Source organism: Flavobacterium sp. F52 (assembly GCF_000278705.1).
Taxonomy (GTDB): domain Bacteria; phylum Bacteroidota; class Bacteroidia; order Flavobacteriales; family Flavobacteriaceae; genus Flavobacterium; species Flavobacterium anhuiense.
The window spans coordinates 199,440-225,814 of sequence record NZ_AKZQ01000026.1 but is presented as its reverse complement, the minus strand read 5'-3'; the positions used below and the strand labels follow the sequence as shown (position 1 = coordinate 225,814).

At 34.7% G+C, this 26,375-nt stretch carries 23 protein-coding genes; 17 read left to right on the top strand and 6 right to left on the bottom strand.

The features are described from left to right. Positions 1-26: 26 nt before the first annotated feature. From FF52_RS12475 to FF52_RS12465, 3 genes are all read right to left on the bottom strand, one after another. Positions 27-728 (bottom strand): L-ribulose-5-phosphate 4-epimerase, encoded by a 702-nt coding sequence (locus tag FF52_RS12475; RefSeq protein WP_008465939.1) that lies wholly within the window; start codon positions 726-728, stop codon positions 27-29. Next, positions 712-2,403 carry a ribulokinase gene (locus FF52_RS12470; protein ID WP_008465938.1) on the bottom strand — a complete coding sequence of 564 codons (1,692 nt, stop codon included), beginning with the start codon at positions 2,401-2,403 and terminating at the stop codon, positions 712-714. Before FF52_RS12470 ends, FF52_RS12475 begins: the two co-directional genes overlap by 17 nt. 274 nt (positions 2,404-2,677) lie before the next feature. Further along, positions 2,678-4,222: an alpha-N-arabinofuranosidase gene (locus FF52_RS12465; RefSeq protein ID WP_008465937.1), complete on the bottom strand. Its 1,545-nt coding sequence runs from the start codon at positions 4,220-4,222 to the stop codon at positions 2,678-2,680. Positions 4,223-4,756: 534 nt separating this feature from the next. Between FF52_RS12465 and FF52_RS12460 the strand changes: the two genes are divergently transcribed. Next, on the top strand, positions 4,757-5,446 hold the full coding sequence (locus tag FF52_RS12460) for an NUDIX hydrolase (protein ID WP_008465936.1): 690 nt from the start codon (positions 4,757-4,759) through the stop codon (positions 5,444-5,446). A gap of 10 nt (positions 5,447-5,456) precedes the next feature. Here FF52_RS12460 and FF52_RS12455 read toward each other — a convergent pair whose 3' ends face one another. Beyond that, positions 5,457-6,449 (bottom strand): GntR family transcriptional regulator, encoded by a 993-nt coding sequence (locus FF52_RS12455; RefSeq protein WP_008465935.1) that lies wholly within the window; start codon positions 6,447-6,449, stop codon positions 5,457-5,459. A gap of 109 nt (positions 6,450-6,558) precedes the next feature. Between FF52_RS12455 and FF52_RS12450 the strand changes: the two genes are divergently transcribed. The 5 genes from FF52_RS12450 (at position 6,559) to FF52_RS12430 (ending at position 12,848) form a co-directional block, all read left to right on the top strand. Continuing rightward, entirely contained in the window at positions 6,559-7,611 is a 1,053-nt protein-coding gene (locus FF52_RS12450; protein WP_008465934.1) for an aldose epimerase family protein, read from the top strand. A 33-nt stretch (positions 7,612-7,644) separates the two neighbouring features. Next, positions 7,645-8,805 (top strand): galactokinase, encoded by a 1,161-nt coding sequence (gene galK, locus FF52_RS12445; protein WP_008465933.1) that lies wholly within the window; start codon positions 7,645-7,647, stop codon positions 8,803-8,805. Between the two features lie 16 nt (positions 8,806-8,821). Then, the gene (locus tag FF52_RS12440) at positions 8,822-9,880 is read left to right on the top strand and encodes a UDP-glucose--hexose-1-phosphate uridylyltransferase (RefSeq protein WP_008465929.1); all 1,059 of its coding nucleotides are present in this window, start codon (positions 8,822-8,824) and stop codon (positions 9,878-9,880) included. Between the two features lie 251 nt (positions 9,881-10,131). Further along, positions 10,132-11,820, top strand: a complete 1,689-nt coding sequence (locus FF52_RS12435) for a sodium/sugar symporter (RefSeq protein ID WP_008465926.1) — start codon at positions 10,132-10,134, stop codon at positions 11,818-11,820. Positions 11,821-12,068: 248 nt separating this feature from the next. Beyond that, the gene (locus FF52_RS12430; RefSeq protein ID WP_008465924.1) at positions 12,069-12,848 is read left to right on the top strand and encodes an SDR family oxidoreductase; all 780 of its coding nucleotides are present in this window, start codon (positions 12,069-12,071) and stop codon (positions 12,846-12,848) included. Between the two features lie 140 nt (positions 12,849-12,988). On the opposite strand, the gene FF52_RS12425 is transcribed toward FF52_RS12430, so the two are convergent. Continuing rightward, entirely contained in the window at positions 12,989-13,852 is an 864-nt protein-coding gene (locus FF52_RS12425; protein WP_008465922.1) for an AraC family transcriptional regulator, read from the bottom strand. A 171-nt stretch (positions 13,853-14,023) separates the two neighbouring features. On the opposite strand from FF52_RS12425, the gene FF52_RS12420 reads away from it, so the two are divergent. The 5 genes from FF52_RS12420 to FF52_RS12400 all read left to right on the top strand — a co-directional run bounded on the left by FF52_RS12420 (position 14,024) and on the right by FF52_RS12400 (position 18,598). Beyond that, positions 14,024-15,679 (top strand): UxaA family hydrolase, encoded by a 1,656-nt coding sequence (locus FF52_RS12420; RefSeq protein WP_008465921.1) that lies wholly within the window; start codon positions 14,024-14,026, stop codon positions 15,677-15,679. A 36-nt stretch (positions 15,680-15,715) separates the two neighbouring features. Continuing rightward, a complete protein-coding gene (locus FF52_RS12415) occupies positions 15,716-16,480 on the top strand; it encodes an SDR family NAD(P)-dependent oxidoreductase (protein WP_008465919.1) in 765 nt (254 codons plus the stop codon). A 152-nt stretch (positions 16,481-16,632) separates the two neighbouring features. Continuing rightward, positions 16,633-17,487: a fumarylacetoacetate hydrolase family protein gene (locus FF52_RS12410; RefSeq protein WP_008465917.1), complete on the top strand. Its 855-nt coding sequence runs from the start codon at positions 16,633-16,635 to the stop codon at positions 17,485-17,487. Between the two features lie 9 nt (positions 17,488-17,496). Beyond that, the gene (locus FF52_RS12405; protein WP_008465916.1) at positions 17,497-17,832 is read left to right on the top strand and encodes an L-rhamnose mutarotase; all 336 of its coding nucleotides are present in this window, start codon (positions 17,497-17,499) and stop codon (positions 17,830-17,832) included. A 160-nt stretch (positions 17,833-17,992) separates the two neighbouring features. Further along, positions 17,993-18,598, top strand: a complete 606-nt coding sequence (locus FF52_RS12400; protein ID WP_008465914.1) for a hypothetical protein — start codon at positions 17,993-17,995, stop codon at positions 18,596-18,598. Positions 18,599-18,612: 14 nt separating this feature from the next. On the opposite strand, the gene FF52_RS12395 is transcribed toward FF52_RS12400, so the two are convergent. Then, positions 18,613-19,863 (bottom strand): NAD(P)/FAD-dependent oxidoreductase, encoded by a 1,251-nt coding sequence (locus FF52_RS12395; RefSeq protein WP_008465912.1) that lies wholly within the window; start codon positions 19,861-19,863, stop codon positions 18,613-18,615. Positions 19,864-19,964: 101 nt separating this feature from the next. Here FF52_RS12395 and FF52_RS12390 point away from each other — a divergent pair, with 101 nt between their 5' ends. From FF52_RS12390 to FF52_RS12365, 6 genes are all read left to right on the top strand, one after another. Beyond that, entirely contained in the window at positions 19,965-21,485 is a 1,521-nt protein-coding gene (locus FF52_RS12390) for an HAL/PAL/TAL family ammonia-lyase (RefSeq protein WP_008465911.1), read from the top strand. 251 nt (positions 21,486-21,736) lie between these two features. Continuing rightward, positions 21,737-22,948 (top strand): WG repeat-containing protein, encoded by a 1,212-nt coding sequence (locus FF52_RS12385; RefSeq protein WP_008465910.1) that lies wholly within the window; start codon positions 21,737-21,739, stop codon positions 22,946-22,948. Between the two features lie 95 nt (positions 22,949-23,043). Further along, the gene (gene fabG / locus FF52_RS12380; protein ID WP_008465909.1) at positions 23,044-23,775 is read left to right on the top strand and encodes a 3-oxoacyl-ACP reductase FabG; all 732 of its coding nucleotides are present in this window, start codon (positions 23,044-23,046) and stop codon (positions 23,773-23,775) included. 83 nt (positions 23,776-23,858) lie between these two features. Further along, positions 23,859-25,094 (top strand): beta-ketoacyl-[acyl-carrier-protein] synthase family protein, encoded by a 1,236-nt coding sequence (locus FF52_RS12375; protein ID WP_008465908.1) that lies wholly within the window; start codon positions 23,859-23,861, stop codon positions 25,092-25,094. Then, positions 25,087-25,341 carry an acyl carrier protein gene (locus FF52_RS12370; RefSeq protein ID WP_008465907.1) on the top strand — a complete coding sequence of 85 codons (255 nt, stop codon included), beginning with the start codon at positions 25,087-25,089 and terminating at the stop codon, positions 25,339-25,341. Before FF52_RS12375 ends, FF52_RS12370 begins: the two co-directional genes overlap by 8 nt. Then, on the top strand, positions 25,342-26,226 hold the full coding sequence (locus tag FF52_RS12365) for a lipid A biosynthesis acyltransferase (protein ID WP_008465906.1): 885 nt from the start codon (positions 25,342-25,344) through the stop codon (positions 26,224-26,226). Positions 26,227-26,375 lie beyond the last annotated feature (149 nt).

The following is a 26,375-nucleotide window of genomic DNA, read 5'->3' as shown; positions in this document are numbered from 1 at the left end:
TCTGCACTCTAAAATCTAAAATTATTTTACTGCCCGTAATACGAATCTTTTCCGTGTTTACGATTGTAATGTTTCTTTATTAATGAATCTTTTAATCTTGGTGCATTTGGATTTATTTGCAAAGTCAGATAAGCCATTTCTGCCACGACTTCTAAAACCTTACTATTGTAAACTGCTTTTGCTGCGTTTTTTCCCCAGGCAAAGGGACCGTGATTTCCAATAAGGATCATTTCTACTTCTTCATAAGAAAGATTTTTTTCTTTGAAACAATCCAGAATCTGAATTCCAGTATTGTGTTCATAATTTCCTTCAATTAAAGAATCTGCCATTGGCGGTGCGCATGGAATATCAGCCGTTAGGTGATCCGCGTGTGTGGTTCCGAAAATCGGAATATCCAATTGAGATTGCGCCCAAGCCACAGAATAAGTTGCGTGAGTATGCGCAACGCCTCCAATATTTGGCCAATGTTTGTATAAATAGGCGTGCGTTTTGGTATCTGACGACGGACGCAGATTTCCTTCTATAACATTATTGTCAAAATCGACAATTACGATATCTTCCGGTTTTAAATCTTCGTAAGGGACACCGCTTGGTTTTATAGCAAAAACACCATTTTTTCGGTCAACGGCACTTACGTTCCCAAAAGTGTATACCACCAAATTCAATGCATTTAGTTGCATGTTGGCTTCATAACACTCTTGTTTTAAATCTTTATAAAGAGAGCTCATGTTGCGATATTTTAAGGTTTGGATCTGCAAAAGCACTTAGTTTTTCGTACCCTAAAAGCAGTTTGTGATAGGCTTCAACTTTGTCTGTCTGAGGGAAATATTCTCCATCAAAATCACTTCCGATTTTTTGGCTTGCTTCGATTACGTTTGGATAAATTCCGGCTGCAACGGCTGCGTAAATTGCCGCACCTAAAGCTGGAGTTTGGTCTGAAGCCTCAATTTTAATCGGCTTGTTTAAAACATTTGCCAAAGTCTGCATGATAAAAGGTGATTTACGAGCAACACCGCCAATTCCGATAACGCTGTCGATTTTTACACCTTCTTCTTCAAAACGATCTACAATTTTCTTCGCTCCAAAACAAATTGCGTTTACTAAAGCTTTGAAAATATGTGGTGCTTTTGTTCCTAAAGAAAGGTTAGAGATAGCACTTTTTACTTCTTGGTTCGCATCTGGAGTTCTTCTTCCATTAATCCAGTCTAAAGCAATTGGAAGACTTTCAGAAACTGGAATTTTCTCCGCTTCTTTCGTCAATTCTACGATTAACTTATCGCTGAATTCTTCTCTTAATTGTTCTTTTTGAGCATCATTTAAAACAGAAGAAGTTTGTAATAAATGCTCTGTTGGCCACATTAATAGTTCTTTGTACCAAGCCAATAAATCGCCAAAAGCAGATTGTCCTGCTTCTAAACCGATAAAACCTGGAATAACAGAACCATCAACTTGTCCGCAAATTCCGCGAACGGTTTTTGTTCCAACCTCATCATAAGAACCCACTAGGATATCGCAAGTTGAAGTTCCCATAACACGAACTAAAGTATTTTCTTCAATTTTAGCTCCAACTGCACCCGAATGCGCGTCGAAAGTTCCAACAGCCACAACAGTTTCAGTTGAAAGTCCTAAACGATCTGCCCATTCTTGGCTTAATTTTCCAGCAACCAAATCTGATGTATAGGTTTCATCGTATAAGTTGCCGCGAAGCTCTGCTAAGTATGGATGTAATTTTTCTAAGAATTCAACTGGCGGTAATCCGTTCCAGTCTGTATGCCACATGGCTTTATGACCTGCAGCGCAACGGCTTCTTTTGAAAGTTTTTAAATCTTTATCTTCAATTAATAAATAGGTCATTAAATCGCAGTGTTCCATCCAAGTATGTGCAGCATTTTTAACCGCTTCATCTTGTCTTGCAATGTGAAGGATTTTTGCCCAAAACCATTCAGAAGAATAAATTCCGCCCACATATTTCGTAACGTCTTCTCCACCCCAACTTACTGCCAGTTCGTTGATTTCGTTTGCTTCGTTTATTGCTGTATGATCTTTCCACAACACCATCATCGCGTTTGGATTTTCCTCAAAACCTTTTGTCAGGGCTAATGGTGTTCCGTCTTTTGTAACCGGAACAGGAGAAGATCCTGTTGTATCAATACAGATTCCACGAACCAATGACGGATCGACTTTACTTTCTTTGACAACATTCTGTATCGTAATTTCCAATCCTTCGATATGATCTAAAGGATGCTGGCGAAACTGATTTATAGAGGCGTCACAATATTGTTTGTTTTTCCATCTTTTGTAATGAGAAACATTCGATGCCAGCTCCTGTCCATTCTCAGTATCAATCAGCACCGCGCGAACAGAATCTGTTCCGTAGTCCAATCCTATTACATAATTTTTCATTCGTATTTTATTTTAAAATATTGACAAATATAGACATAAATATTTTATAAGTGTACAAAAAACACTTAATTGAAAATGCATAATTAATTTTTGCTATAAATGCATTAAAACAGCATTTTAGCACTAAATCAGAAAATAAATGTTAATGACACATTTATAATATTGCGATTATTTCATCCTAAAACAAAAGTCAATTGTTTTAAAAATTGCATTTTGTTTGCTTAAGCTGTAAAATCCGTTCTTTTTTCCGAACAGATTTTAAGATTTTCATCAATTACTTTCCTTCTAAAACCAACACAGAATAAGGAGGCAATGTTATTTCAAGTTTCCCTTTTTTATTTTCAAAACCTTTAAAAGCAACTGGGACAATTTTATTTGGATTTTCGAAAGAATTATAATCCTGAAGTTTTGAAGCAGTGATTACACTTCCTGAAAAACCTTTTACACCAAGATCTTTTACATCAATTTCTATTTTGTTCTTATTTACTGGGTCAATATTTACCAGCGAAATATGAACAGAACCGTTCTGATCTTTTGAAGCTGAAGCCGAAACTGCTGGGATACTTTGTCCCTCAAAAACATAAGAAGGCGATTTAAAATCTATTGGCAATAATTTGGCATCCTGATGCACGCTGTACATTTTCATCACATGATAGGTCGGCGTCGTGATCATTTTTGCTTTGTCTGTTAAGATTACCGCTTGGAGCACATTAACACATTGGGCTAAGTTTGCCATACGAACACGATCTGCGTGGTTATTGAAAATATTTAAAGTCGCCCCAGCCAAAACTGCATCTCTCATCGTATTCTGCTGATATAAAAATCCTGGGTTTGTTCCTTTTTGAACATCATACCAGCCGCCCCACTCGTCAACAATCATGGCTACTTTTTTTTCTGGATCATATTTATCCATAACGGCAGCATGTTTTGTCACTAATTCTTCCATTTTCAAGGCAGACTGCATCGTTAAAAAATATTCTTTTTCGGTAAAATCAACATCCGAACCTTTTTTCTCCCAATTGATTACTGCATAATGGTGAACACCAACACCGCCAAGCATATTTAAAGGAATGTTTTTCATTAAAACTTCTGTCCAATTATAATCGGAACTGTTGGCTCCAGACGCAATTCTTGTAATTCCGCCTGTATTTCCCCAATCAGACATAAAAGTGGCAAACTTTTTATATTCGTTTGCATAATAATCTGCAGTCATATTTCCTCCGCATCCCCAAGCTTCATTTCCTATTCCCCAGTATTTTACTTTCCAAGGCTCGGTTCTTCCGTTTTTCTTGCGAAGATCACTCATTGGGCTTTTTCCTCCGAAATTGGTGTATTGCACCCAGTCTGCTAATTCCTGAACTGTTCCGCTTCCAACATTTCCGGATAAATACGGTTCTGCTCCAAGCAATTCGCACATATTTAAAAAATCGTGTGTCCCGAAACTATTGTCTTCCGTAACACCTCCCCACCATTGGTTTACAATCGTTGGGCGCTGTTCTTTCGGACCTATTCCATCTTTCCAGTGGTATGTATCGGCAAAACATCCGCCTGGCCATCTTAAATTTGGAATTTTTAAATCTTTTAGTGCTTTTACAATATCATTTCTGACTCCATTTGTATTTGGAATTTTAGACGTATCTCCAACAAAAAATCCTCCGTAAATACAATGTCCCAAATGTTCTGCGAAGTGACCATATATATTTCTATTTATAGTTGGCGCCGAAGCATCATTTTTTACTGAAATAATTACGGACTCTTTCTGTGCAGATATGTTTTGAATGCAAAGCGCAGTAAACAATATCAGTGATAGCTTTTTCATGGTTTTTTAGTTTTTTGGTTTTAGAAATAAGACATAGCTTATTTTTCAATGCTTTTGGTTTTTTAAATTATAAGTGTTTGTTTAACATTTGTAAATTTAAATAAAAAAAAGCCACATAAAAAAATAAAAACATCAAAACAACTGGTTGCAAAAAATGGATTTCGCAATTAGATCTTAAAAACCAACATAAATACAGAGTTCTTTAGAATATGAAAATGTAAAAACCAAAAAAAATCGACAAAAAACCTTTTGACAGTGGTATTTGTAACAAAATTTAAAAAATTTTGAATCTTGAACGCGAAATAATAATCCTTAGATCAATTCTCTTTTAAAAATGTTTCTACCTTTGACTTGTCATTTTGATATAAAACTGAGGACGAAATATAAAAGAACTGCCTTTCATCATGATCTTATTAAAATTGATTGTCAGAAATTCTTTTTTTTGCAACCTTAGTATTAAGTGTAAAATTTACATTAATAATTTATGATACGTTTTAAGAAGTTTATATATTTACCTATCCAAATTAATTATATATGCTAAACAGTTATAGTTCTGCTGATAAAGTTTTACTGGCGGTGGACTGCATCATTTTCGGATTTGACAATGAGGGTCTGAAAATCCTTTTGATTCAAAGAGATTTTGAGCCTGAAAAAGGAAAATGGTCCTTGATTGGAGGATTTCTAAAACACGATGAAGTTTTAGATGCTGCTGCAACCCGAATTTTAAATACCTATACTGGTCTCAACGATATTTATATGGAGCAGCTGTATGCTTACAGCGAAATTGATCGCGACCCGGTAGAAAGAACCATTTCGGTTTCTTATTTTGCTTTGATTAATATCGAAAACCATAATGCAGAACTAATTAAAAATTATCACGCAGAATGGTTTCCTATTAATGATGCGCCAAACTTAATTTTTGACCATAACGAAATGGTCAAAAATGCCATTAAGAGACTGCGCTACAAAACTTCCATCAAACCAATTGGTTTCGAATTGCTTCCTGAGAAATTCACCATGCGTCAGCTTTTAGAATTGTATGAAGCTATTTTGAGCAAAGAACTCGACAAAAGAAATTTCATCAGTAAAATTAATTCTCTTGAAATTCTAAATAAATTAGACGAAAAAGACATGCAGTCTTCTCGAAAAGGTTCTTATCTGTACACTTTTAACAAAGAGAAATACGAAGAAAAACTACTAAATAATTTTGTGCTCAATTTATAATTGGCATTTCCTATAAAGAATTCCTGAGTATAAGAGCAGATTTGTTTTCAATCTGCTCTTTTATTCCCTGCAAAACCATATCGGCCAGAATTTTTCCCATTAATTCAAAATTGGTCGAAATTGTCGTAATTCCGTTTGCCGCAATTTTTTTCAATGGCGTTTCATTGTACGATATAATTCCGAAGTCTTCTCCTAATTTCAAGTTTCTGCTCATTGCATTTTCTATCACCAAAAGCAAATCACGGTCGTGCGGAATAATATATAAATCTCCCAAAGCAATAGACTGATCACTGAAATCTGAAATAATTTCATAATCAAAACTGTAGGCTTGGCAAAAAGATTCAAAACCCAGTTTCATTCCTGGAGGCTCTCTAAATCCAGGGAAAATTAAAATCAGTTTCTTATATTTTGACAATCGAGATTTACCTTTCATTAACCCTTCGTAAATATCTTTTTGGTGGTTCTGGTAAATCGCTGGGAACATTTTTAACTCTGGATTGGTCTGATCCAATATAATTACATCGTTTACTGGTAGGGTTTTTATCGAGTCGACAATATCGGTTAGGTTGGTCGGCATGATAATATATTTTGTATAATTTCCATTACTGTCATTTATGAGTTTTTTGAAAACCTGAACATTAAAATGATGGAAGAAAATATCAACCTGCACATTTTTTCCAATGTTTTTTAAAAACGAATTATAAATATCTTCTTTAAAAATATTCAATTCATCAAAAAGCAAGAAAATCTTCTGAGTTATAGTGATTTCAACACTTTTAACATAATATCCTTTGCCCGGAATGGCATAAATTATTCCTCTTTTCTTTAATTCGTCATACGCCAATAAGACCGTGTCTCGAGACAAGGAAAAAGCCAAACAGACTTTATTGACAGATGGAAGCCTATCTCCTTTAATTAAATTCCCTTCTTCAATTGCTTTTTCGATTGAAAGAATTATCTGCCTATATTTTGGCAGACCAATATTATTTTGAATTGAAATCATGCTCTACGATAAAGTCGTTTTGACTATTTATAATTAAAAACTGGTAGGTACTGGTATGCAAATATAGAAAATGTTTCTACTTTTGGATTTCATTTTTGCTAAAAATTATATGAAAATAAAACACATATCGCATTTAAAAGAGATTCATAATTGCAAATTGTTTGGTTTAATGCCCAATCAGGAAGAAATTTATTCTTTTGATTTGGTTAACAAAAATGGAATGAAAGTTCAAATTATCAATTATGGTGCAACGGTTACTTCCATCCAGATTCCGATCAATGGAAAACTTATAGATATTGTTTTAGGCTTTGATAATTTAGAAGCATATTTAGAATCTTACAATTTGCCAAGCGCACCGTATTTTGGAACAACGGTTGGCCGTTATGCCGGACGAATTCACAATGCTACTTTTAGCCTTAACGATAAAAAATTTCAACTCTGCAGTAACAATAACGGCAATTCACTGCATGGCGGAGAAATGGGGTTTGGGAGAAAAGTCTGGAATGTAACTGATGCAAAAACTGGTGAAAATCCTTCCATTACTTTTGGACTATTGAGCGAGCATTTAGATGAAAATTTTCCTGGCGAAATGACTGTTTATTTAACGTATACTCTGACAGAAGAAAACGAATTAAAACTAGAATATAAAGCAACTTCAACCGAGGATACCATTATAAATTTGACACATCACAGTTATTTTAACCTTGACGGTCACGACGGAAATGTTCTAGAACAGCAAATGTTTATCAAATCGGCTAAAATGCTGGAAACAAATCCAGATAATATTCCAACCGGAAATTATACTGATTTAACAAATCATGATTTTGATTTTAGAATTCCAAAACAATGCCCGTTTCCAATTGACAATTCTTTTGTGGTAAATTCTAAAACTGAAATTGTTGCGCAACTAATCAGTTTAAAAAATAAATTAAGACTGAACGTTTACACCGATCAGCCAAGCGTACATATATATGTAGGCGGAAATTGTTTCGGAAAACTGAAAGGAAAAGAAAATGTTGATTACAATACTCAAAGCGGAATCTGTTTTGAAACGCAGAATTTTCCAGATGCGCCAAATCATGCTCATTTCCCGAATGCTATTCTTAAAAAAGGAGAACAATACTCTCAAAAGACACTTTACAAATTTGAAACCTTAAACTAACTATTTACACAATACACCAATTACACAACAATAATGAATGATATTTTAATACAAAATACTGTTGCTTTTTTTGAGAAGTCTTTCGGTTCTTCTCCGCAGAAAACGGTGCTTTCTCCAGGAAGAATCAACATCATTGGAGAGCATATTGATTACAATGACGGTTATGTTTTACCTGCTGCGATTGACAAAGTGATTTGCTTTGCTTTTGAAAAAAACAACACAAAGACCTCTAAAATAATTGCTATTGATTTAAACGAAGAATTTGAAATCGATTTGACTCAGGAAGTAAAACTGAGCGATGTCGTTTGGACCAATTATATTCGTGGCGTTATCAAACAATTGCAAGATAACGGATTTTCTTTTGAAGGTTTCAATTGTGTTTTCAGCAGTAATATTCCGGTTGGTTCTGGATTATCTTCTTCGGCAGCTTTAGAATGCGGAATGATTTTCGGGATCAAATCTCTTTTCGATTTAAAAATTGAAAAAAAAGACATTGCACTATTAGGACAAAAAGCAGAACATTGGGTTGGAATCAACTGCGGAATTATGGATCAGTTTTCGAGCGTTCATGGTCTTGAAAATAAAGTAATCCAATTAGATTGCAACACTTTAGAATTTGAATATCATAATGCCAACTTTAAAGACTATTCTTTGATTTTATTTGATTCTAATGTTAAACATTCGCTCTTTACATCAGAATATAATACCAGAAGAATTGAATGTGAAGAAGGTTTATCGATCATAAAAAGTCATTTTCCAGAAGTAAAAACTTTTAGAAATGCTACAGAAGAACAGGTTTTGAGCCTTAAAGATAAAATGACTGAAAAAGTTTTTGCTAGAGTTCATTTTGTAGTAAAAGAAATCAATCGCGTTATCAAAGCTTGCAAAGCTTTAGACCAAGGAAATATTGAACTTTTAGGAGAATTGCTTTTTGAAACACATTACGGATTGTCGCAAGAATATGAAGTAAGCTGCGAAGAATTAGACATGCTTGTTGATACAGCAAAAGAAGATGATGCCATTATTGGTTCCCGACTTATGGGAGGCGGTTTTGGAGGCTGCACTATCAATTTAGTTAAAAAAGGACATGAAAATGAGGTTAAGCGTAAGTTTTCAAAGCTTTATTTAGATACATTTGGAATTGAATTAAAATTCTATGATGTAAAAATATCAAACGGAACAACGCTACTTTAAAACCACACACACTACAATGAAAAATTTTGACATTAACGAAGATCCGCACAGACGCTTCAATCCATTAATTAACGAATGGGTATTAGTATCGCCACATCGTGCAAAACGCCCTTGGCAGGGACAGAATGAAACTATTTCAACCGAAGAACTTCCTAAATATGACCCAACGTGCTATTTGTGTCCAGGAAATGTTCGTGCTAACGGAATGAATAATCCGCAATACGAAAACAGTTTTGTTTTTGAAAATGATTTTGCCGCTATGAAAAAGGACGAAATCATTTTTGAAGATGATATTAAACATACTTTTTTTAAGGCAAAGCCAGAACAGGGTATTTCTAGAGTAGTTTGCTTTTCTCCAAGACATGACCTGACTCTTCCAGAAATGGAAATTGCCGATATTGAAAACATCATCAAAACTTGGCAGAAAGAATATACCGATTTAGGAAACATTAAATATATCAACCACGTTCAGATTTTTGAAAACAAAGGAAGTGTTATGGGCTGCAGCAATCCGCATCCGCACGGACAAATTTGGGCTCAATCTTCTCTTCCTACTCAAGTTGAAAAAACACAAAACAGCTTAAAATCATATTACGATAAAAACGAGAGAACTTTATTGGAGGATTATGTTAAAGCTGAATTGAAAGCTGGCGAAAGAATCGTAATCGAAAATGATCATTTTGTTGCGCTAGTTCCTTTTTGGGCAATCTGGCCTTACGAAACAATGATTGTAAGTAAAAGAGCCGTAAACAAAATCACCAATTTTACTGCTGAAGAAAGCACCGCTTTCGCGAAAATCTTAAAGCAGTTAACCACGAAGTACGACAATTTATTTAATACTTCTTTTCCATATTCATCAGGAATTCACCAATCGCCAACAGACGGTTTACTGCATCCAGAATGGCATTTCCACATGCATTTTTATCCGCCGTTATTAAGATCAGCAACCGTAAAGAAGTTTATGGTTGGATACGAAATGCTAGGGGAATCGCAAAGAGACATTACACCAGAAAAAAGTGCTGAAATTTTGAGACAGCTTTCGGATGTACATTACAAAAGCACTGTAAAAGTATAATAGCCTTCTCGTTGTAATAAAGCCAAAAATAAAAATTTAACATAATAATTATCAAATAAATGTAAAAAACACATTTACTAATGACTGATTTCTAAATTTTTATTTTACATTTGGCTTCTGCTTTTATTTTCGCAAAAAAATAACAGAAATAAAACACATCTTGCATTTTTAACAAGATTTAACAACATAAAAACAAATTTAAAACCACATAAACAAACAACCTATAATAATTATTTAAAATACTACTAACAATGAACCAAAACCTCGCTTTCGCAGACTATGCGGTTTTTATTATTTATTTTATCGTAGTCTCTGTCTACGGTTACACCGTTTACCGCAAACGTAAACAGGACGAACATGATGCTAAAGCTTACTTTTTGGCTGAAGGAAATTTAACTTGGTGGGCAATTGGAGCTTCTCTTATTGCTTCTAATATTTCGGCAGAGCAATTCATCGGGATGAGCGGTGAAGGTTTCTTCTTAGGAATCGCTGTCGCTGCTTACGAATGGCTTGCTGCCGTTGCCCTTATTATCGTGGCGGTATGGTTTATTCCTGTTTATCTTAAAAACAAGATTTACACGATGCCACAGTTCTTAAAAACACGTTACAACGAATCTACTGCGCTTATCATGGCAGTATTCTGGCTGTTTTTATATGTTTTTGTAAACCTTACTTCTATTTTATATTTAGGAGCAGTTGCGATTAACAAACTTGCTGGTGGAGAATACCTTCACGTAATTATGCTTGGATTGGCTATTTTTGCTTTGTTTATTTCTCTTGGAGGAATGAAAGTTGTAGCCTATACAGACGTTATACAGGTAGCTGTATTAATTATCGGAGGTTTGGTGACTTCTTATATTGCTTTAACAACAGTTGCGGAAGCTTTTGGTGTTGGTCAAAATGCAATTGCCGGTTTTAAAGTTTTAATGCAGCAGGCTCCCGAACATTTCAAAATGATTATTCCGAAACCAACTGCGACGTCTTCTCAGCTTGAGATCGACAAATATTTAACTTTCCCTGGATTGTTATCTTATGCTGCTGGTATCTGGATTATTAACTTAAACTACTGGGGATGTAATCAATACATTACGCAGAGAGCACTTGGAGCAGATTTACAAACAGCTCGTACAGGAATTTTGTTTGCTGGTATGCTTAAATTATTAATGCCGCTTATTGTAATGCTTCCTGGTATTGCTGCTTACGTTTTATACACAAGCGGACACTTACCTCAATTAGAGGGAGGAGTAAAAGATGAGGCATATTCTGCTATATTAACATTCCTTCCAACCGGATTAAAAGGACTTTCAGTTGCTGCTCTTACTGCTGCAATCGTAGCTTCTTTGGCAGGAAAAGTAAACAGTATTTCTACAATCTATACATTAGACGTTCATAAAAAATACATTCAAAAAAATGCTGGCGAAAAACAGCAGGTAAACATCGGTCGTCTTGCCGTTTTTGTTGCTATGCTTTTGGCCGTTTTATTTACATGGAATGACGTTTTAGGAATTGGTGGCGTTGGAGGATTTACCTACATCCAAAAATACACTGGATTCATCAGCCCTGGAGTTTTTGCCATGTTCTTCTTGGGTATGTTCTGGAAAAGAACTACTGGAACAGCGGCAATCGTCGGTGTAATCTTAGGATTCTTATTATCTGTTTTATTCAATGAATACGCTCCAGCTTTATTTGGAAACGATACACTTTTATACACAGCTTACCATAATGGAAAAGGAGCTTTCGAAATTCCGTTCCACATCTGTATGGGATTATCATTCTTATTCACAATGATTGCAATGATCTTAATAAGTTTTGCTGGTCCAAAAGTAAACCCTAAAGCATTCGAAATTGATTCTGAAATGTTTAAAGTAAAACCGCAGACAACAGTCTTAATCGTTATTACGCTATTGATTATTGCTGCGCTTTATGTTAAGTTCTGGTAATAAATTATCAGTTCTATTCTCTCTATTTTTACAGCTGTTGTTTGTCATGAACAACAGCTGTAAATTTTTAAAAATGTTTTAACACATAGAAGCATAGATTTTTAGCCCATAAGAAAGAGCAAAAAACAAATCTAGATTTGAACCATAACTATGTGCTTTAAAAAAAATGAAATGCCTTTTTAGGCAAATTAAAACTATGTTTCTATGTGTTTAAAAATGTTAGCAATAAATTATAATAAAATAAAATCATGCAGTTATCATTAACCCAAAAAATCATTATCGTTACGGGAGGCGCAAAAGGAATCGGTTTAGGAATCGTTAAGGTTTTAGCCGAAGAAAATGCAATTCCGTTTATCGTTGGACGTAACGAAAATGATAACATCAAAGCCGTAGAAGAATTAAAAGCCATCGGAAAGGAAGCGCATCAAGTTGCTGCCGATTTAACAAAACCAGAAGACTGCAAAAAAGCCGTTGAAGCTGTAATCGCAAAATTCGGAAGAATTGACGGACTTGTAAACAATGCCGGAGTTAATGACGGTGTTGGATTAGAAAACGGAAATTATGAAGATTTTGCCGCTTCGCTTCACAAAAACTTAGTGCATTATTATTTGATGGCACAGCATGCACTTCCGTATTTGAAAGAATCGAAAGGAGCTATTGTAAACATTGGTTCTAAAACTGCCGAAACGGGTCAAGGCGGAACCTCAGCTTATGCCGCTTCAAACGGTGGAAGAAATGCGTTAACTAGAGAATGGGCTGTTGAATTATTGAAATACCGCATCCGCGTAAATGCCGTAATTGTGGCAGAATGTTACACACCTCTTTACGAAACGTGGATTAATACTTTTGAAAATAAAGAAGAAAAATTAGCTGCAATCACCAAAAATATTCCGTTAGAAAACAGAATGACAACAGCTGAAGAAATCGCCAATATGGTGGTTTTCCTTCTTTCAGAAAAATCAAGCCACACCACTGGACAGATTATTTATGTTGATGGCGGTTACACACATTTAGATAGATCTATTTAGTTTTTTCGCAATTTTTTTCGCCACGAATTCACGAATTTTTATAAATCATAATTCGTGAAATTTAAGCTAATTTCACACACATATACTTCATCATTTTAATTCGTGAATTCGTGGCTATTTTTTTTAAGGATTGAGCAAAATTATATAGCACTATTCTTAAAATCCGAAGGCGTAATTCCTTTAACCTTTTTGAAGAGTTTATTAAAGTTTGAAGCTGTTTTATATCCACATGCGTATGCAATCTCAGACATACTTTTGTCAGTTTCCAACAATAATTTACAGGCATTTGAAATTCGGATTTCGTGCAGATAATCCACAAAATTTTTCTTGGTTTTTACTCTAAACATTCTGCAGAAAGAAGTCCGCGTCATATTCGCAACAGCGGCAATTTCTTCTAAGGAAATATTCTTTTTATAATTCTTATTGACATATTGAAAAACCTCTGAAAGACGATCTACTTTCGAATCTTTCTGCATTAACGAATAAATTTCGTCGTTGATGTAAATCTTATCCTGACTTTCCGAAAGAATAGACAAAATCTCAAAAAGTCCGATAATAACTTCGAAGTCTTTTTTTGAAACTAATTTCTCCAGTTTTTTAGCAATCTGTTTATTGGTTTTTCCGATAATCGAAATTCCTTTTCCCGCCTGAACAAAAAGTTCGTTGATTTTTTGGGTTTCTTTTAATTCATAAAAAGTTGGTCCGAAAATATCTTTATGAAAATATACGACAATCGAATTGGCTCTTAAATCCTCAATTCCCTGATAATATTTCTCATCATTCAGCCAAACATGCGGAATATCAGAACCTAAAAAAACCATATCACCAGGCTCAAACGGCATTACCGAATTTCCGATAATACGTTTTCCATAACTCTCTTTCACATAAACCAATTCCAATTCCGGATGCGAATGAAACGGCGCCTGAAAAAACGGTTCAATGCGATTGAGCACCGAAACTTTTGTGTTGAGATAAGACGCTATTTTGGTTTGTTCCAGTTTCATACTGCAAAGATAATTAAAGATTAGATACGGATAATATTAGACTATTAATAAATAGGTAAAAAGGCTAATTTTATTTTTCGTTAACTGCCGGAATTCTATACAAAATCAGAAGATTAAAATGTTATAAAATGAAAGCAGTGACATCAAAAAAAGAAAAAAAACAACAACACAATGTCTGAGAATAACACAAAAAAACTGGTTGTAAAACTGCATCCAGATGATAATGTATTGGTTGCCTTAACCGATCTTCAAAAAGGCGATTCGATTCATTTTGAAAACGAAACTTACGTTTTGCAAGACCTCATCAAAGCCAAACATAAATTCTACATGCAGGATATGAAGCAGGGAGAAGAAGTAAACATGTATGGCGTTTTGGTTGGAAAAGTGCAAAATGACGTGGCAAAAGGAAGTTTAATGACGACCGAGAACTTAAAACACGCCGCAGATCCTTACGCTTACAGAAATGCTTCATACGAATGGAATGCTCCTGATGTTTCAAAATTCGAAAATAGAACTTTTAAAGGTTACAAAAGAAAAGACGGACGCGTTGGAACGGCCAATTACTGGCTTTTTATCCCAACTGTTTTTTGTGAAAACAGAAATTTGGATGTTATTAAAGAAGCCTTACACAAACAATTAGGTTATGCTGTAACGGATAAATACAATCAATTTACGCATGAACTGCTGGAAAGTTATTTGAACGGAAATGACATTAACGATATCCATATTGAATTGAATCCAACTCCAAAAAACAAACGTGTTTTTGAAAATGTAGACGGAATCAAATTCTTAAATCACCAAGGCGGCTGTGGCGGAACGCGTCAGGATGCTTCTACTTTGAGCGCTTTATTGGCTTCTTATGCAAACCACCCGAACGTTGGCGGAATCACACTTTTGAGTTTAGGATGCCAGCATTTGCAAGTTCAGGATTTTGTAAATGATGTCAAAAAACAAAACCCAGATTTCGATAAACCATTATTTATTTTTGAACAGCAACAGACAGGAAGCGAAGAAGTTCTAATTACCAATGCCATCAAAAAAACTTTTCAAGGTTTAATCGAAATTAACCAATACGAAAGAACCGATGCGCCATTAAGCGATTTATGTATCGGTGTAAAATGTGGCGGAAGCGACGGTTTCAGCGGTGTTTCTGCAAATCCTGCTGTGGGCTACACTTCAGATTTAGTCGTAGCTTTAGGCGGAAAAATTCTTTTGGCAGAATTCCCAGAATTATGTGGTGCAGAGCAGAATTTAATCGACAGATGTGTTACCGAAGATAAAGCTAGAAAATTCATTGATTTAATGGAATCTTATGATGAACTGGCGCATAAAGTGGGTTCAGGGTTTCATATGAATCCGTCTCCAGGAAATATCAAAGATGGCTTAATTACGGATGCCATCAAAAGTGCTGGAGCAGCCAAAAAAGGCGGAACTTCTCCTGTAGTTGATGTTTTAGATTATACTGAATTGGTTACAAAACCTGGTCTAAGTTTGGTTTGCACGCCAGGAAATGACGTAGAAGCGACAACTGGAAAAGCAGCTTCTGGAGCAACTTTAATTTTGTTTACAACGGGATTGGGAACACCGACAGGAAATCCAGTTTGTCCTGTAATTAAAGTGGCAACGAATTCTGTTTTGGCAACCAGAATGAAAGATATCATCGATATTGACTGCGGACCAATTATCAGTGGTGAAAAATCTATTGAAGAAATGGGCGAGGAAATTTTGGAATACTGCATCAAAGCGGCAAGCGGCGAAATTATTCCGAAAGCGGTTCAATTAAACCAAGACGATTTTATTCCGTGGAAACGCGGCGTATCTTTGTAAAAGACTCAATTAAAATAACTTAAAAAAATTATATAAATGTTTTCATTACAAAATAAAAAAGCAATTATCACAGGCGGAGGAAGCGGAATTGGAAGAGCGATTTCTGTTTTATTTGCTAAACAAGGAGCTGAAGTTCACATTTTAGAATTGACGGAAGAAAGCGCAAAAGAAACGGTTGAAGAAATCAAATCAAATGGCGGTAATGTTTTCGCTCATGCTTGCGACGTTTCAAATCACGAACAAGTTAAATCAACTTTTGAGAAAATCGGAAATATTCATATTCTGGTAAACAATGCTGGAATCGCACACGTTGGAAAAGTAGACACAACTTCTGAATCTGATTTTGACCGTATCATGAATGTAAACGTAAAAGGTGTTTACAACTGTCTTCACGCTTCGATTCCGGCGCTAAGAAATTCTGGCGGAGGTGTAATTTTGAATTTAGCCTCTATTGCAAGCTGGGTTGGTATTCCAGATCGTTTTGCTTATTCTACTGCAAAAGGCGCTGTTATGGCCATGACTTTATCAGTTGCTAAAGATTATTTACACGATAAAATCAGATGTAATTCTATTTCTCCTGCGAGAGTGCACACGCCATTCGTAGATGGATTTATCGCTAAAAATTATCCTGGAAAAGAAGAAGAAATTTTCGAAAAATTATCTCAATCACAGCCAATCGGCCGTATGGGAAAACCAGAAGAAATCGCCACTTTAGCCTTATTCTTATGCAGTGACGAATCGTCTTTCATCACAGGTTCTGACTACCCAATTGATGGTGGATTTATCAAATTAAACAACTAAAAAAAGGAAATAGCCACGAATTCACGAATTAAAATGATTAAAAAAAATCTGTGAAATCTACTTAAAAAATTAAGCTAAGAATTTCACGAATTGTAATTTTTATAATTCGTGAATTCGTGGCTAAAAAAAACATTACTAAAAAATAAAAGATTATGAAACTTATTAGATTCGGAGAAGAAGGAAAAGAAAAACCAGGAGTTTTAATAAATGATAAAAGATACGATGTTTCGTCTATTGTAACAGATTACAACGAAGCTTTTTTTGAAAACGACGGTTTGGCAAAATTAGGAGAAGCCTTAAAAAATAATCCTTCTTTACCAGAAGTGAGCGATTCAGTACGTTTAGGATCTCCTGTGGCACGTCCGTCAAAAATTATCTGCATCGGATTAAATTATGTAGATCACTGCGAAGAAACTGGAGCTGCAATTCCAGAAGAGCCAATTATTTTCTTCAAATCAACCACTTCTTTATGCGGGCCAAATGACAATTTGATCATCCCGAAAAACAGCGAAAAAACAGACTGGGAAGTGGAATTGGCATTTGTTGTTGGTAAAAAAGCAAGTTACGTTTCTGAAGAAGATGCGCCTAATTATATTGCAGGATATTGCCTTTTAAATGATTACAGCGAAAGAGCATTCCAAATAGAAAGAGGCGGACAATGGGCAAAAGGAAAAGGTTCTGACACCTTTGCTCCTCTTGGGCCAATTATGGCAACTCCAGATGAAGTTGGCGATGTTAATAACCTAAAAATGTGGCTTACGGTAAACGGAAAAACATTCCAAAACAGTAACACTTCAAACTTGATTTTTAAAATTCCATTTTTAGTACATTATTTAAGTCAATTTATGACATTGCTTCCTGGCGATGTAATTAGTACAGGAACGCCTCCGGGAGTTGGATTAGGAATCAAACCAGATCCAATTTACATTAAAGCAGGTGACGTAATCGAATTAGGAATTGAAGGTTTAGGTACAAGCAAACAAACTGCTGTAGCTTACCAAGGATAAATTTAGATTATGGCAACTCAAAAATTCTATCTGGCTTTAGACCTAAAAGATGATGCCAATTTAATTGCAGAATACAAAGAACTGCATGAAAATGTCTGGCCAGAAATCAAGAAAAGCATTCAAGATTCTGGAATTGAAGTCCTTGATATTTATTGCACTGGAAACCGATTGTTCATGATTATCGAGGCTGATGCCGATTTTACTTTCAAAAAGAAAGATCAGGCTGATGCTGCAAACGAAAAAGTTCAGGAATGGGAAACTTTAATGTGGAAATTTCAGCAAGCTCTACCATGGGCAAAACCAGGACAAAAATGGGTTGTAATGGATAAGATTTTTGGATTATAACTTCTAGCTTTCTTCAAATGATAAAAAAAGGATTTCAACTTTGGAATCCTTTTTTGTTTTGAAGCAAAATGAGATTAAAACTTTAATATAAAATAAATTATATATTCATCCTTTTGATTATTTTAGTCGCATAAAAATCAAACCTAATTAACCAAAAAAAATGAAAAAACTAATTATTGCATGCTTCCTTATTTCAGGAGCTATGTTTGCCCAAGACATTAATATTGTTCAAGGAAATTTTGACTTTTTAAAAGATCAGAAAGAAATCAATACCATATTTGATTATAGTAATTTTACTATGATGAAAGAGAAAAAATCTGAGGCGCAATATGTAAAAGAACACAAAGCTGATTTAGACGAAAAAGCAAAAGGAAACGGGAATCTTTGGGAAAAAAGATGGATTGTGGCAAAAGATCAAATATGGACTCCAAAATTTTTGGAAATTGCAAACATTGTTTTGACTAAAGAAAAGAAAGACTTAAATTTTCAGGAAGGAATAAATACGCCTTATACTTTAATTGTACAGGCTGTTTGGATCTATCCAGGCTGGGATGCAGGAATTATGAAGCAGCCAGCAAAAGTAACAACCAATTTAAAGTTTGTTGAAACGGCTAACAAATCAAATGTATTGTTAGAAATTAACAGTGAAGAAGCTCCAGGAGACCAATGGGGAAGCAATTTTAATAATGAAACCCGAATTGGTGAAGGATTCGCAAAAACAGCAAAAACATTGTCAAAACTTATCGTGAAAAAAGCATATAAATAAAAAAAAAGCTCTGATTATTCAGAGCTTTGTTCTTTTTGCATATTTAGCAAATACGCCATATTGGCAATTACGTGATCATGTTTTTTGACAAACGAATTTTCTTCGTTCCATACATAACCAGCTAAAACGGCACATATTTTTTCTTTAACTTCTGGATTTTCTGGCTGATGGAAGAATAATGTCTGCAGATTCCCTGTATACCATTCTTGCACGTAAGTGGTGAAAACGGCAATTCCGCGTTTCATGTATTGTGTAAATTCAACTTCCCAATCAACAGGAATTCCTTGTGATTCTTTTAAGTATAATTTTGCTGCCAACATTCCAGATTCGGTTGCAAAAGCTACACCCGAAGAGAAAACTGGATCTAAGAATTCTGAACTGTTTCCTGTTAAAGCAAAACCGTCACCATACATTCTTTTTACAGCTCTTGAGTAGTTTTCTAATTTAACTGGTTCAAACAAAAATTCTGTTCCAGCAAATCTTTTAATATAATAATCTGATTTCTGAATGGCATTTCGTAAAGCCTCAGCATTATCTTTATTTTCAGAAAGCGAATTGATGAAATCTGTTGGCCCGACAACACCCAAACTTGTATTTCCGTTAGAAAATGGAATTACCCAAAGCCAAACTTCAGTTTCCAGAATATCAAATGAAATCTGAGTTCCCTCTACCCCTTCTTCTCTATTAATATCTTTGACATGGGTAAAAATAGAAGAATGCGGATCTAATTTTGAAGGCGTATCTAAATCTAAAAGTCTTGGCAATACTCGTCCGTATCCGCTCGAGTCGATGATAAATTTAGCGTGAATTTCTTTTAAATTTCCATCTTTATCTTTTACAATAGTTTTTGAATTTTTCCCTTCAAAAGAAACTTCCAGAACTTCTGTTTCAAATTCTAAATCAATTCCTTTTCTTATAATTTCCTGAGCCATTGTATTGTCAAAATCAGCTCTTGGAACCTGCCAAGTCCAGTCCCATCCTTCGCCAAATTTTACGCTGAAATCAAAATTGCATATTTCTTCTCCTCTGATAAAACGAGCTCCTAATTTTTTTTCGAAGTTCATCGCATCTAGGGCGTCAAACAATTCTGCTTCAGCAAAATGGTCCATTACACGCGGAATAAGACTCTCGCCTACTACAAGTCTTGGAAACTTTGTTTTTTCTACAACTTTAACCTTTACGTTGTTTTTAAAAAGGTACGATGCCGAAACACATCCAGACGGTCCCGCACCAATCACTAAAACATCAACAAACTCCTTTGTCATATTAGAATTATTATCATTAATTAGCCTACATTTGCCATCATCAAAATAACTACATTTATTTTGATAAATAAAATTAAATTAGCGCAACCAAAATCGATTTGATGAATACAATAAATGAATATCTAAGTTTAGCAGAATTTGAAGCCATAATCTTTGGAAAAAACAAAGTTGCCATAAGCGATGTGGTCTTAAATCGAGTAAACGAAAGTTTTAATTTCTTAAAAGAATTCTCAGGAAATAAAGTAATCTACGGAGTAAATACAGGATTTGGTCCAATGGCTCAATACAGAATTAAGGAGTCAGACCAAATTCAATTGCAATATAATTTAATCAGAAGCCATTCTTCTGGAACTGGAAAACCTTTAAATGCTGAGTGCGCAAAAGCAGCAATTTTGGCAAGGTTAAATACACTTTCTTTAGGGAACTCAGGCGTTCATTCTTCTGTAATTCATTTAATGGCAGAATTAATCAATAGAGATATTACGCCTTTAATTTTTGAACATGGTGGTGTTGGTGCCAGCGGAGATTTAGTGCAATTATCACACTTGGCTTTGGTTTTAATTGGCGAAGGCGAAGTTTTTTATAAAGGTGAAAGACGCGCAACAGCAGAGGTTTTCGAAATTGAAGGTTTAAAACCCATTCAAGTAGAAATTAGAGAAGGTTTGGCGTTAATCAACGGAACTTCTGTAATGACAGGAATTGGAGTAGTAAATGTTCATTATGCAAAAAAATTATTAGACTGGTCGTTAAAAGCTTCTTGTGCAATTAACGAATTAGTTCAAGCTTACGATGATCATTTCTCAGAAGAATTAAACCAAACCAAACGTCATAAAGGACAACAGGAAGTTGCTGAAAGAATGAGACAAAATCTTTCTGACAGTACTTTGATCCGTAAAAGAGAAGACCATTTATATTCTGGCGAAAACACCGAAGAAATCTTCAAAGAAAAAGTTCAGGAATATTATTCATTAAGATGCGTTCCTCAAATTCTTGGGCCAGTTTTAGAAACTATTAATAATGTCGCTTCTATTTTGGAAGACGAATTTAACTCGGCAAACGATAATCCAATCATCGACGTGAAAAACAAACACGTTTACCACGGCGGAAATTTCCACGGAGATTACATTTCGCTTGAAATGGATAAACTGAAAATCGTTATTACGAAATTAACGATGTTGGCAGAACGCCAATTGAATTATTTATTGAATTCTAAAATCAACGAAATTCTTCCCCCATTCGTAAACTTAGGAACATTAGGTTTTAATTTCGGAATGCAGGGTGTTCAGTTCGTTGCCACTTCAACCACTGCAGAATGCCAAACATTATCTAACCCAATGTATGTGCACAGTATTCCAAACAACAATGACAACCAAGACATTGTGAGTATGGGAACCAATGCGGCAGTAATTACATCAAAAGTTATCGAAAATTCTTTTGAAGTTTTAGCAATCGAATTAATCACTATTGTTCAGGCAATTGATTATTTGAAACAAAAAGATCAGATCTCGTCTACGACTAAAAAATGGTACGACGATATCAGAAATATAATTCCAGAATTTAAAGAAGATCAAGTAATGTATCCTTTTGTTCAAAAAGTAAAAGATTATTTGATCAACAGTTAACTGTGGTTGTAATTATTTTTAAACAAATAGAAACAATAGTTTTTAGTTTTAAATAAAAGAAAAAAGGTAAAAGAAAAAACTAGTTTTCACATATAGCTATGTTTATTTCAAAAAAGTGAAACGCCTTTTATTGACAAAGAAAAACTATGTTTCTATGTTAAATTAAATCTTGGTTAATTTGTAATTTCATCCAAAGGTTTAAAACAGTTAAAAATCTTTAATTTACAGTATTAATATTGAATCTTAAAACCATGAAAAAGTCACTTGTTTTTTTATTGCTATCCTGCATTCAATTTGTTAATAGCCAAGAATTAGCATTAGTTAAGAAAAATGCTAAAATTGGATATCTGTCTAAAGACGGATCTTTTAAAATTGAGCCTCAATATAAATCTGCCAGAAGTTTTTCTGAAGGTTTAGCAGCTGTAGAAAATGGCGGAAAATGGGGATTTATCGATGCAAAAGGAAGCTGGGTAATTCCAGCCGATTTTAAAGATGCTAAAGATTTTAACAGCGGAATTGCAGTTGTACAAAAAGACAAAGACTGGGTTTACATTAATACAAAAGGAGAAATTCAAAAAGCACCTGCTTCAGAAAAATTATTTGATTTTAATGACGGCGTTGCTTTTATCAGACAAAATAATAAAGTTGGGCTAATCAACAATAAAATGGGAGTGGTTTTAGAACCAAAATACGACCAGATCAAACCATTTGAAAATGGGTACGCCAGAGTTGAATTAAACAAAAACTGGGGAATTATTGATACTAACGGAAAAGAATTGGTTGAACCTATTTATGCCGAAGTTGGAAACTATTTTAAAGGAACAACTTGGGCAAGAAAAGACAAAACTTTCGGATTGGTAAGCGGCGGAAAATTTATCCCGGTTGACGGAGCTGAAAAAATCTGGGATTTTGAAACTCAAGATTTGACTTACGCTAAGAAAAACGGAAAAATCGGATATATAGATTTAAAAGGAAATTGGGTAATTCTTCCTATTTATGATAAAGGAAAAGCGTTCTCAAAAAATTTAGCTCCAGTTTTAGTTGGAAAAAAATGGGGATTCATTAACCCACAGGGGAAATTTGTAATCGAACCAACTTACAACGATGCCGAAGTTTTCAGTACAAACGGTCTGGCTCCAGTAAAAGAAAGCAATTGGGGATTCATTAATGAATCTGGAAAATTAGTAATCCCTACTCAATATGGGATCACTGCAAATGCTATTATTGCAATGTTTACACAACAAGACAAAGGATTTATTGGTGGTGTAGCCAGAGTAAAAAACGAAGGAAAATGGGGATTTCTTAAACCTGACGGAACAGTTTTGGCCAACCAATGGTTTGAAAATGCGGAACTGTTTTCTAAAAGTGCAGAAAAACCTCAGCCTGCTGCAGCTCCAGCCGAAAAACCAAAAGAAGAAACTAAATCAGTAGCAAAAAAACCAGCAGCGAAAAAAAAGAAATAATATTTATCTCCAAATAAATTAGAAATTTGCATAAATGAAATCGCATTCTATAACGCGGTTTCATTTATGACGAATAAAAATAAAACCAACATTAAATGAAATGTGTATTAGTAACAGGCGGTTCGAGAGGAATTGGAAGTGCGATTTGTAAAAAACTAGCCGTAGAATCCGATTATCATATTCTGATTAACTATCATTCGAATAAAACGGCAGCCGAAGAAACATTGCAAGAAGTACAAAAATTAGGTGCAACAGGCGAAATCTTAGGATTTGATGTTTCTAATTTTGAAGAAGTACAAAATGTTTTAACAGCTTGGCAGGAAGCCAATCCTGAAAAATTGGTTGAAGCCATTGTAAACAATGCCGGAATTACCAAAGATGGTCTTTTTATGTGGATGACACCAGAAGACTGGAACGGCGTTATGAACACAAGTGTTAACGGTTTCTTTAATGTTACGCAATTTTTTATTCAAAAAATGTTACGCAATAAATATGGCCGAATCGTAAATATGGTTTCGGTTTCTGGAGTAAAAGGAACTGCAGGACAAGCCAATTATTCTGCGGCAAAAGGTGCGATCGTAGCAGCAACTAAGGCCCTAGCGCAAGAAGTTGCCAAAAGAAATATTACTGTAAATGCTGTTGCTCCAGGTTTTATCAGAACCGATATGACGAGCCAACTGGACGAAAAAGAATTATTAAAATTAATTCCGGTAAATCGTTTTGGGGAAGCAGAAGAAGTAGCAGATTTGGTAAGCTTTTTGATTTCTAAAAAAGCAAGCTATATTACAGGAGAAATTATCAATATAAACGGCGGAATATATTCTTAAGAATGGTATGTTTGCGAGATTATTTTAAGATTGTTAAACATATAAATTACACTTTAAGGATAAAAAATTACTTTTGAAAGACGATGAATAGAAGAGTTGTAATTACTGGAATGGGAATTTATTCTTGTATCGGAACTTCTTTAGACGAAGTAAAAGATTCGTTGTACGAAGGAAAATCTGGTATTCAGTTTGATTCTGAACGAAAAGAATTTGGTTTTCAATCGGCCTTGACAGGAATGGTTCCGAAAACCGATCTTAAAAATTTATTGACAAGAAGACAACGTATGAGCATCGGCGAAGAAACCGAATATGCTTATATGGCCACTATAGAAGCATTGAAAAATGCGAATATTGATGACGCTTTTTTTGATACTCACGAAGTAGGTATTATGTACGGAAACGATAGTGTTTCTAAAGCTATTATTGATGCAACAGATATTATACGCGAAAAAAAAGATACTGCTCTAATTGGTTCTGGAGCCATTTTCAAATCGATGAATTCTACCGTTACGATGAATCTTTCCACGATTTTTAAACTTCGTGGCATCAATCTTACCGTTAGTGCGGCCTGTGCAAGCGGTTCTCACTCTATTGGTTTGGCTTATTTTTTAATTAAAAGCGGTTTTCAAGACATTGTAATTACTGGCGGAGCTCAAGAAATCAATAAATATGCAATGAGCAGTTTTGACGGATTAGGTGTTTTTTCTAACAGAGAAGGAGATCCAACAAAAGCGTCAAGACCTTTTGATGCTGGTCGTGATGGACTTATCCCGAGTGGCGGAGGAGCCACTTTAATTCTTGAAAGTTACGAATCTGCAATTGCGCGCGGTGCCAATATTATCGCAGAAATTGGCGGTTACGGATTTTCTTCAAACGGAGGACACATCTCAACTCCAAACGTCGAAGGGCCTGCGACAGCAATGAAACGCGCACTTGACGATGCAAAATTAGAAGCTTCGGATATTGAATATATAAATGCTCATGCCACCTCAACTCCTGTTGGAGATGCAAATGAAGCAAAAGCCATTTTTGAAGTTTTTGGAGAAAAAAATCCTCCGGTAAGCTCTACAAAATCTATGACAGGCCACGAATGCTGGATGGCCGGAGCAAGCGAAATCATTTATTCTATCTTAATGATGCAGCACGATTTTATTGCACCAAACATCAATTTGGAAAACCCAGACGAAGATGCGTCAAAATTAAATTTAGTTAAAACTACGTTAAACAAAAAATTTGACATATTTTTGTCCAATTCTTTCGGTTTCGGAGGAACCAACTCTGCGTTGGTGGTTAAAAAGTTTAAATTGAACAATGAATAAAGAAGAGATTATAGCAAAAATTAATGGTTTTTTAGTTGATGAATTTGAAGTTGATAATGACGACATTGAACCAAATGCTAATTTAAAAGATACACTTGGGTTAGACAGTCTGGATTATGTTGACTTAGTCGTTTCAATAGAGGCAAACTTTGGTGTAAAACTAGTTGAAGCAGATTTTGTTGGAATTTCTGATTTTCAAAGTTTTTATGACTTAATCGAAACTAAAATCAAAGCCAAATCAGCTTAAATGAGTCAATGGGATGGTAAATCCAAAGGAACTGTTTTAGGTTATAAAATATTCGTTTTTTTAATTCAAAAAGCGGGTGTAAAAGCTGCTTATGTCTTACTTTACTTTGTTGCTTCTTATTATTTTTTATTTCTAAAAAAAAGCAACAGAGCCATTTTTTATTATTTTAAAGAAAGACTTCAGTATTCCTATTTCAAATCTAAAAAGATGGTTTTCAAAAGCTATTATACTTTTGGGCAAACCATTATTGACAAAATTTCTATTTCGGCAGGAATGCGCAACAAATTCACGTACGAATTTGATGGAATAGAAACACTAAAAAAATTACTTGCCGAGAAAAAAGGCGGTGTTTTAATTAGCGCTCATGTTGGTAATTTTGAAATTGCAGAACATTTTTTTGGAGAAATCGACCTTGATTTCCAAATCAATCTTGTTACAACAGATTTAGAACATTCTGCCATTAAAAATTATCTGGAAAGCGTTTCTAAAAAACCTACCGTAAAATTTATTATCATCAAAGAAGATCTTTCTCATATTTTTGAGATCAATGCTGCTTTGGCCAAAAACGAACTGATCTGCTTTACAGGTGACCGTTATTTTGAAGGAACAAAATCACTTTCTGAGAATCTTTTAGGCAAAGAAGCCAATTTCCCTGCGGGTCCATTTTTAATTGCTTCAAGATTAAAAGTTCCTGTAGTTTTTGTGTATGTAATGAAAGAACCAAATCTTCATTATCATTTGTACGCAAGAGAAGCCGAAGTAAAACACCGTGACGAAAAAGCGCTTTTGAAAGAATATGTAAAAAGCGTAGAGAGCATCCTTCATCGATACCCTTTGCAATGGTTCAATTATTTTGATTTTTGGAACGGTATAAAGGAGTCTTAAATTTTTTCCGCCACGAATTCACGAATTTTCGCTAATCATTTGTGTCGAAATTTTAATCCTGAATTTCACCAATTTTCATTAATCTGTTTTTGTAAAAATCAAAACTTTTGCACGAATCATCATTCGTGAAATAAAATATCATTCATAAT

Excerpts from the sequence above, each read along its gene's own strand:
- FF52_RS12420 (WP_008465921.1), top strand. The coding sequence starts at position 14,024 with ATGTCTGAGAATAACACAAAAAAACTGGTTGTAAAACTGCATCCAGAT.
- FF52_RS12455 (WP_008465935.1), bottom strand. The coding sequence starts at position 6,449 with ATGATTTCAATTCAAAATAATATTGGTCTGCCAAAATATAGGCAGATA.
- FF52_RS12415 (WP_008465919.1), top strand. The coding sequence starts at position 15,716 with ATGTTTTCATTACAAAATAAAAAAGCAATTATCACAGGCGGAGGAAGC.
- FF52_RS12435 (WP_008465926.1), top strand. The coding sequence starts at position 10,132 with ATGAACCAAAACCTCGCTTTCGCAGACTATGCGGTTTTTATTATTTAT.
- galK (WP_008465933.1), top strand. The coding sequence starts at position 7,645 with ATGAATGATATTTTAATACAAAATACTGTTGCTTTTTTTGAGAAGTCT.
- FF52_RS12410 (WP_008465917.1), top strand. The coding sequence starts at position 16,633 with ATGAAACTTATTAGATTCGGAGAAGAAGGAAAAGAAAAACCAGGAGTT.
- FF52_RS12405 (WP_008465916.1), top strand. The coding sequence starts at position 17,497 with ATGGCAACTCAAAAATTCTATCTGGCTTTAGACCTAAAAGATGATGCC.
- FF52_RS12385 (WP_008465910.1), top strand. The coding sequence starts at position 21,737 with ATGAAAAAGTCACTTGTTTTTTTATTGCTATCCTGCATTCAATTTGTT.
- FF52_RS12365 (WP_008465906.1), top strand. The coding sequence starts at position 25,342 with ATGAGTCAATGGGATGGTAAATCCAAAGGAACTGTTTTAGGTTATAAA.
- fabG (WP_008465909.1), top strand. The coding sequence starts at position 23,044 with ATGAAATGTGTATTAGTAACAGGCGGTTCGAGAGGAATTGGAAGTGCG.
- FF52_RS12370 (WP_008465907.1), top strand. The coding sequence starts at position 25,087 with ATGAATAAAGAAGAGATTATAGCAAAAATTAATGGTTTTTTAGTTGAT.
- FF52_RS12375 (WP_008465908.1), top strand. The coding sequence starts at position 23,859 with ATGAATAGAAGAGTTGTAATTACTGGAATGGGAATTTATTCTTGTATC.
- FF52_RS12390 (WP_008465911.1), top strand. The coding sequence starts at position 19,965 with ATGAATACAATAAATGAATATCTAAGTTTAGCAGAATTTGAAGCCATA.
- FF52_RS12450 (WP_008465934.1), top strand. The coding sequence starts at position 6,559 with ATGAAAATAAAACACATATCGCATTTAAAAGAGATTCATAATTGCAAA.
- FF52_RS12400 (WP_008465914.1), top strand. The coding sequence starts at position 17,993 with ATGAAAAAACTAATTATTGCATGCTTCCTTATTTCAGGAGCTATGTTT.
- FF52_RS12425 (WP_008465922.1), bottom strand. The coding sequence starts at position 13,852 with ATGAAACTGGAACAAACCAAAATAGCGTCTTATCTCAACACAAAAGTT.
- FF52_RS12465 (WP_008465937.1), bottom strand. The coding sequence starts at position 4,222 with ATGAAAAAGCTATCACTGATATTGTTTACTGCGCTTTGCATTCAAAAC.
- FF52_RS12440 (WP_008465929.1), top strand. The coding sequence starts at position 8,822 with ATGAAAAATTTTGACATTAACGAAGATCCGCACAGACGCTTCAATCCA.
- FF52_RS12430 (WP_008465924.1), top strand. The coding sequence starts at position 12,069 with ATGCAGTTATCATTAACCCAAAAAATCATTATCGTTACGGGAGGCGCA.
- FF52_RS12460 (WP_008465936.1), top strand. The coding sequence starts at position 4,757 with ATGCTAAACAGTTATAGTTCTGCTGATAAAGTTTTACTGGCGGTGGAC.
- FF52_RS12475 (WP_008465939.1), bottom strand. The coding sequence starts at position 728 with ATGAGCTCTCTTTATAAAGATTTAAAACAAGAGTGTTATGAAGCCAAC.
- FF52_RS12470 (WP_008465938.1), bottom strand. The coding sequence starts at position 2,403 with ATGAAAAATTATGTAATAGGATTGGACTACGGAACAGATTCTGTTCGC.
- FF52_RS12395 (WP_008465912.1), bottom strand. The coding sequence starts at position 19,863 with ATGACAAAGGAGTTTGTTGATGTTTTAGTGATTGGTGCGGGACCGTCT.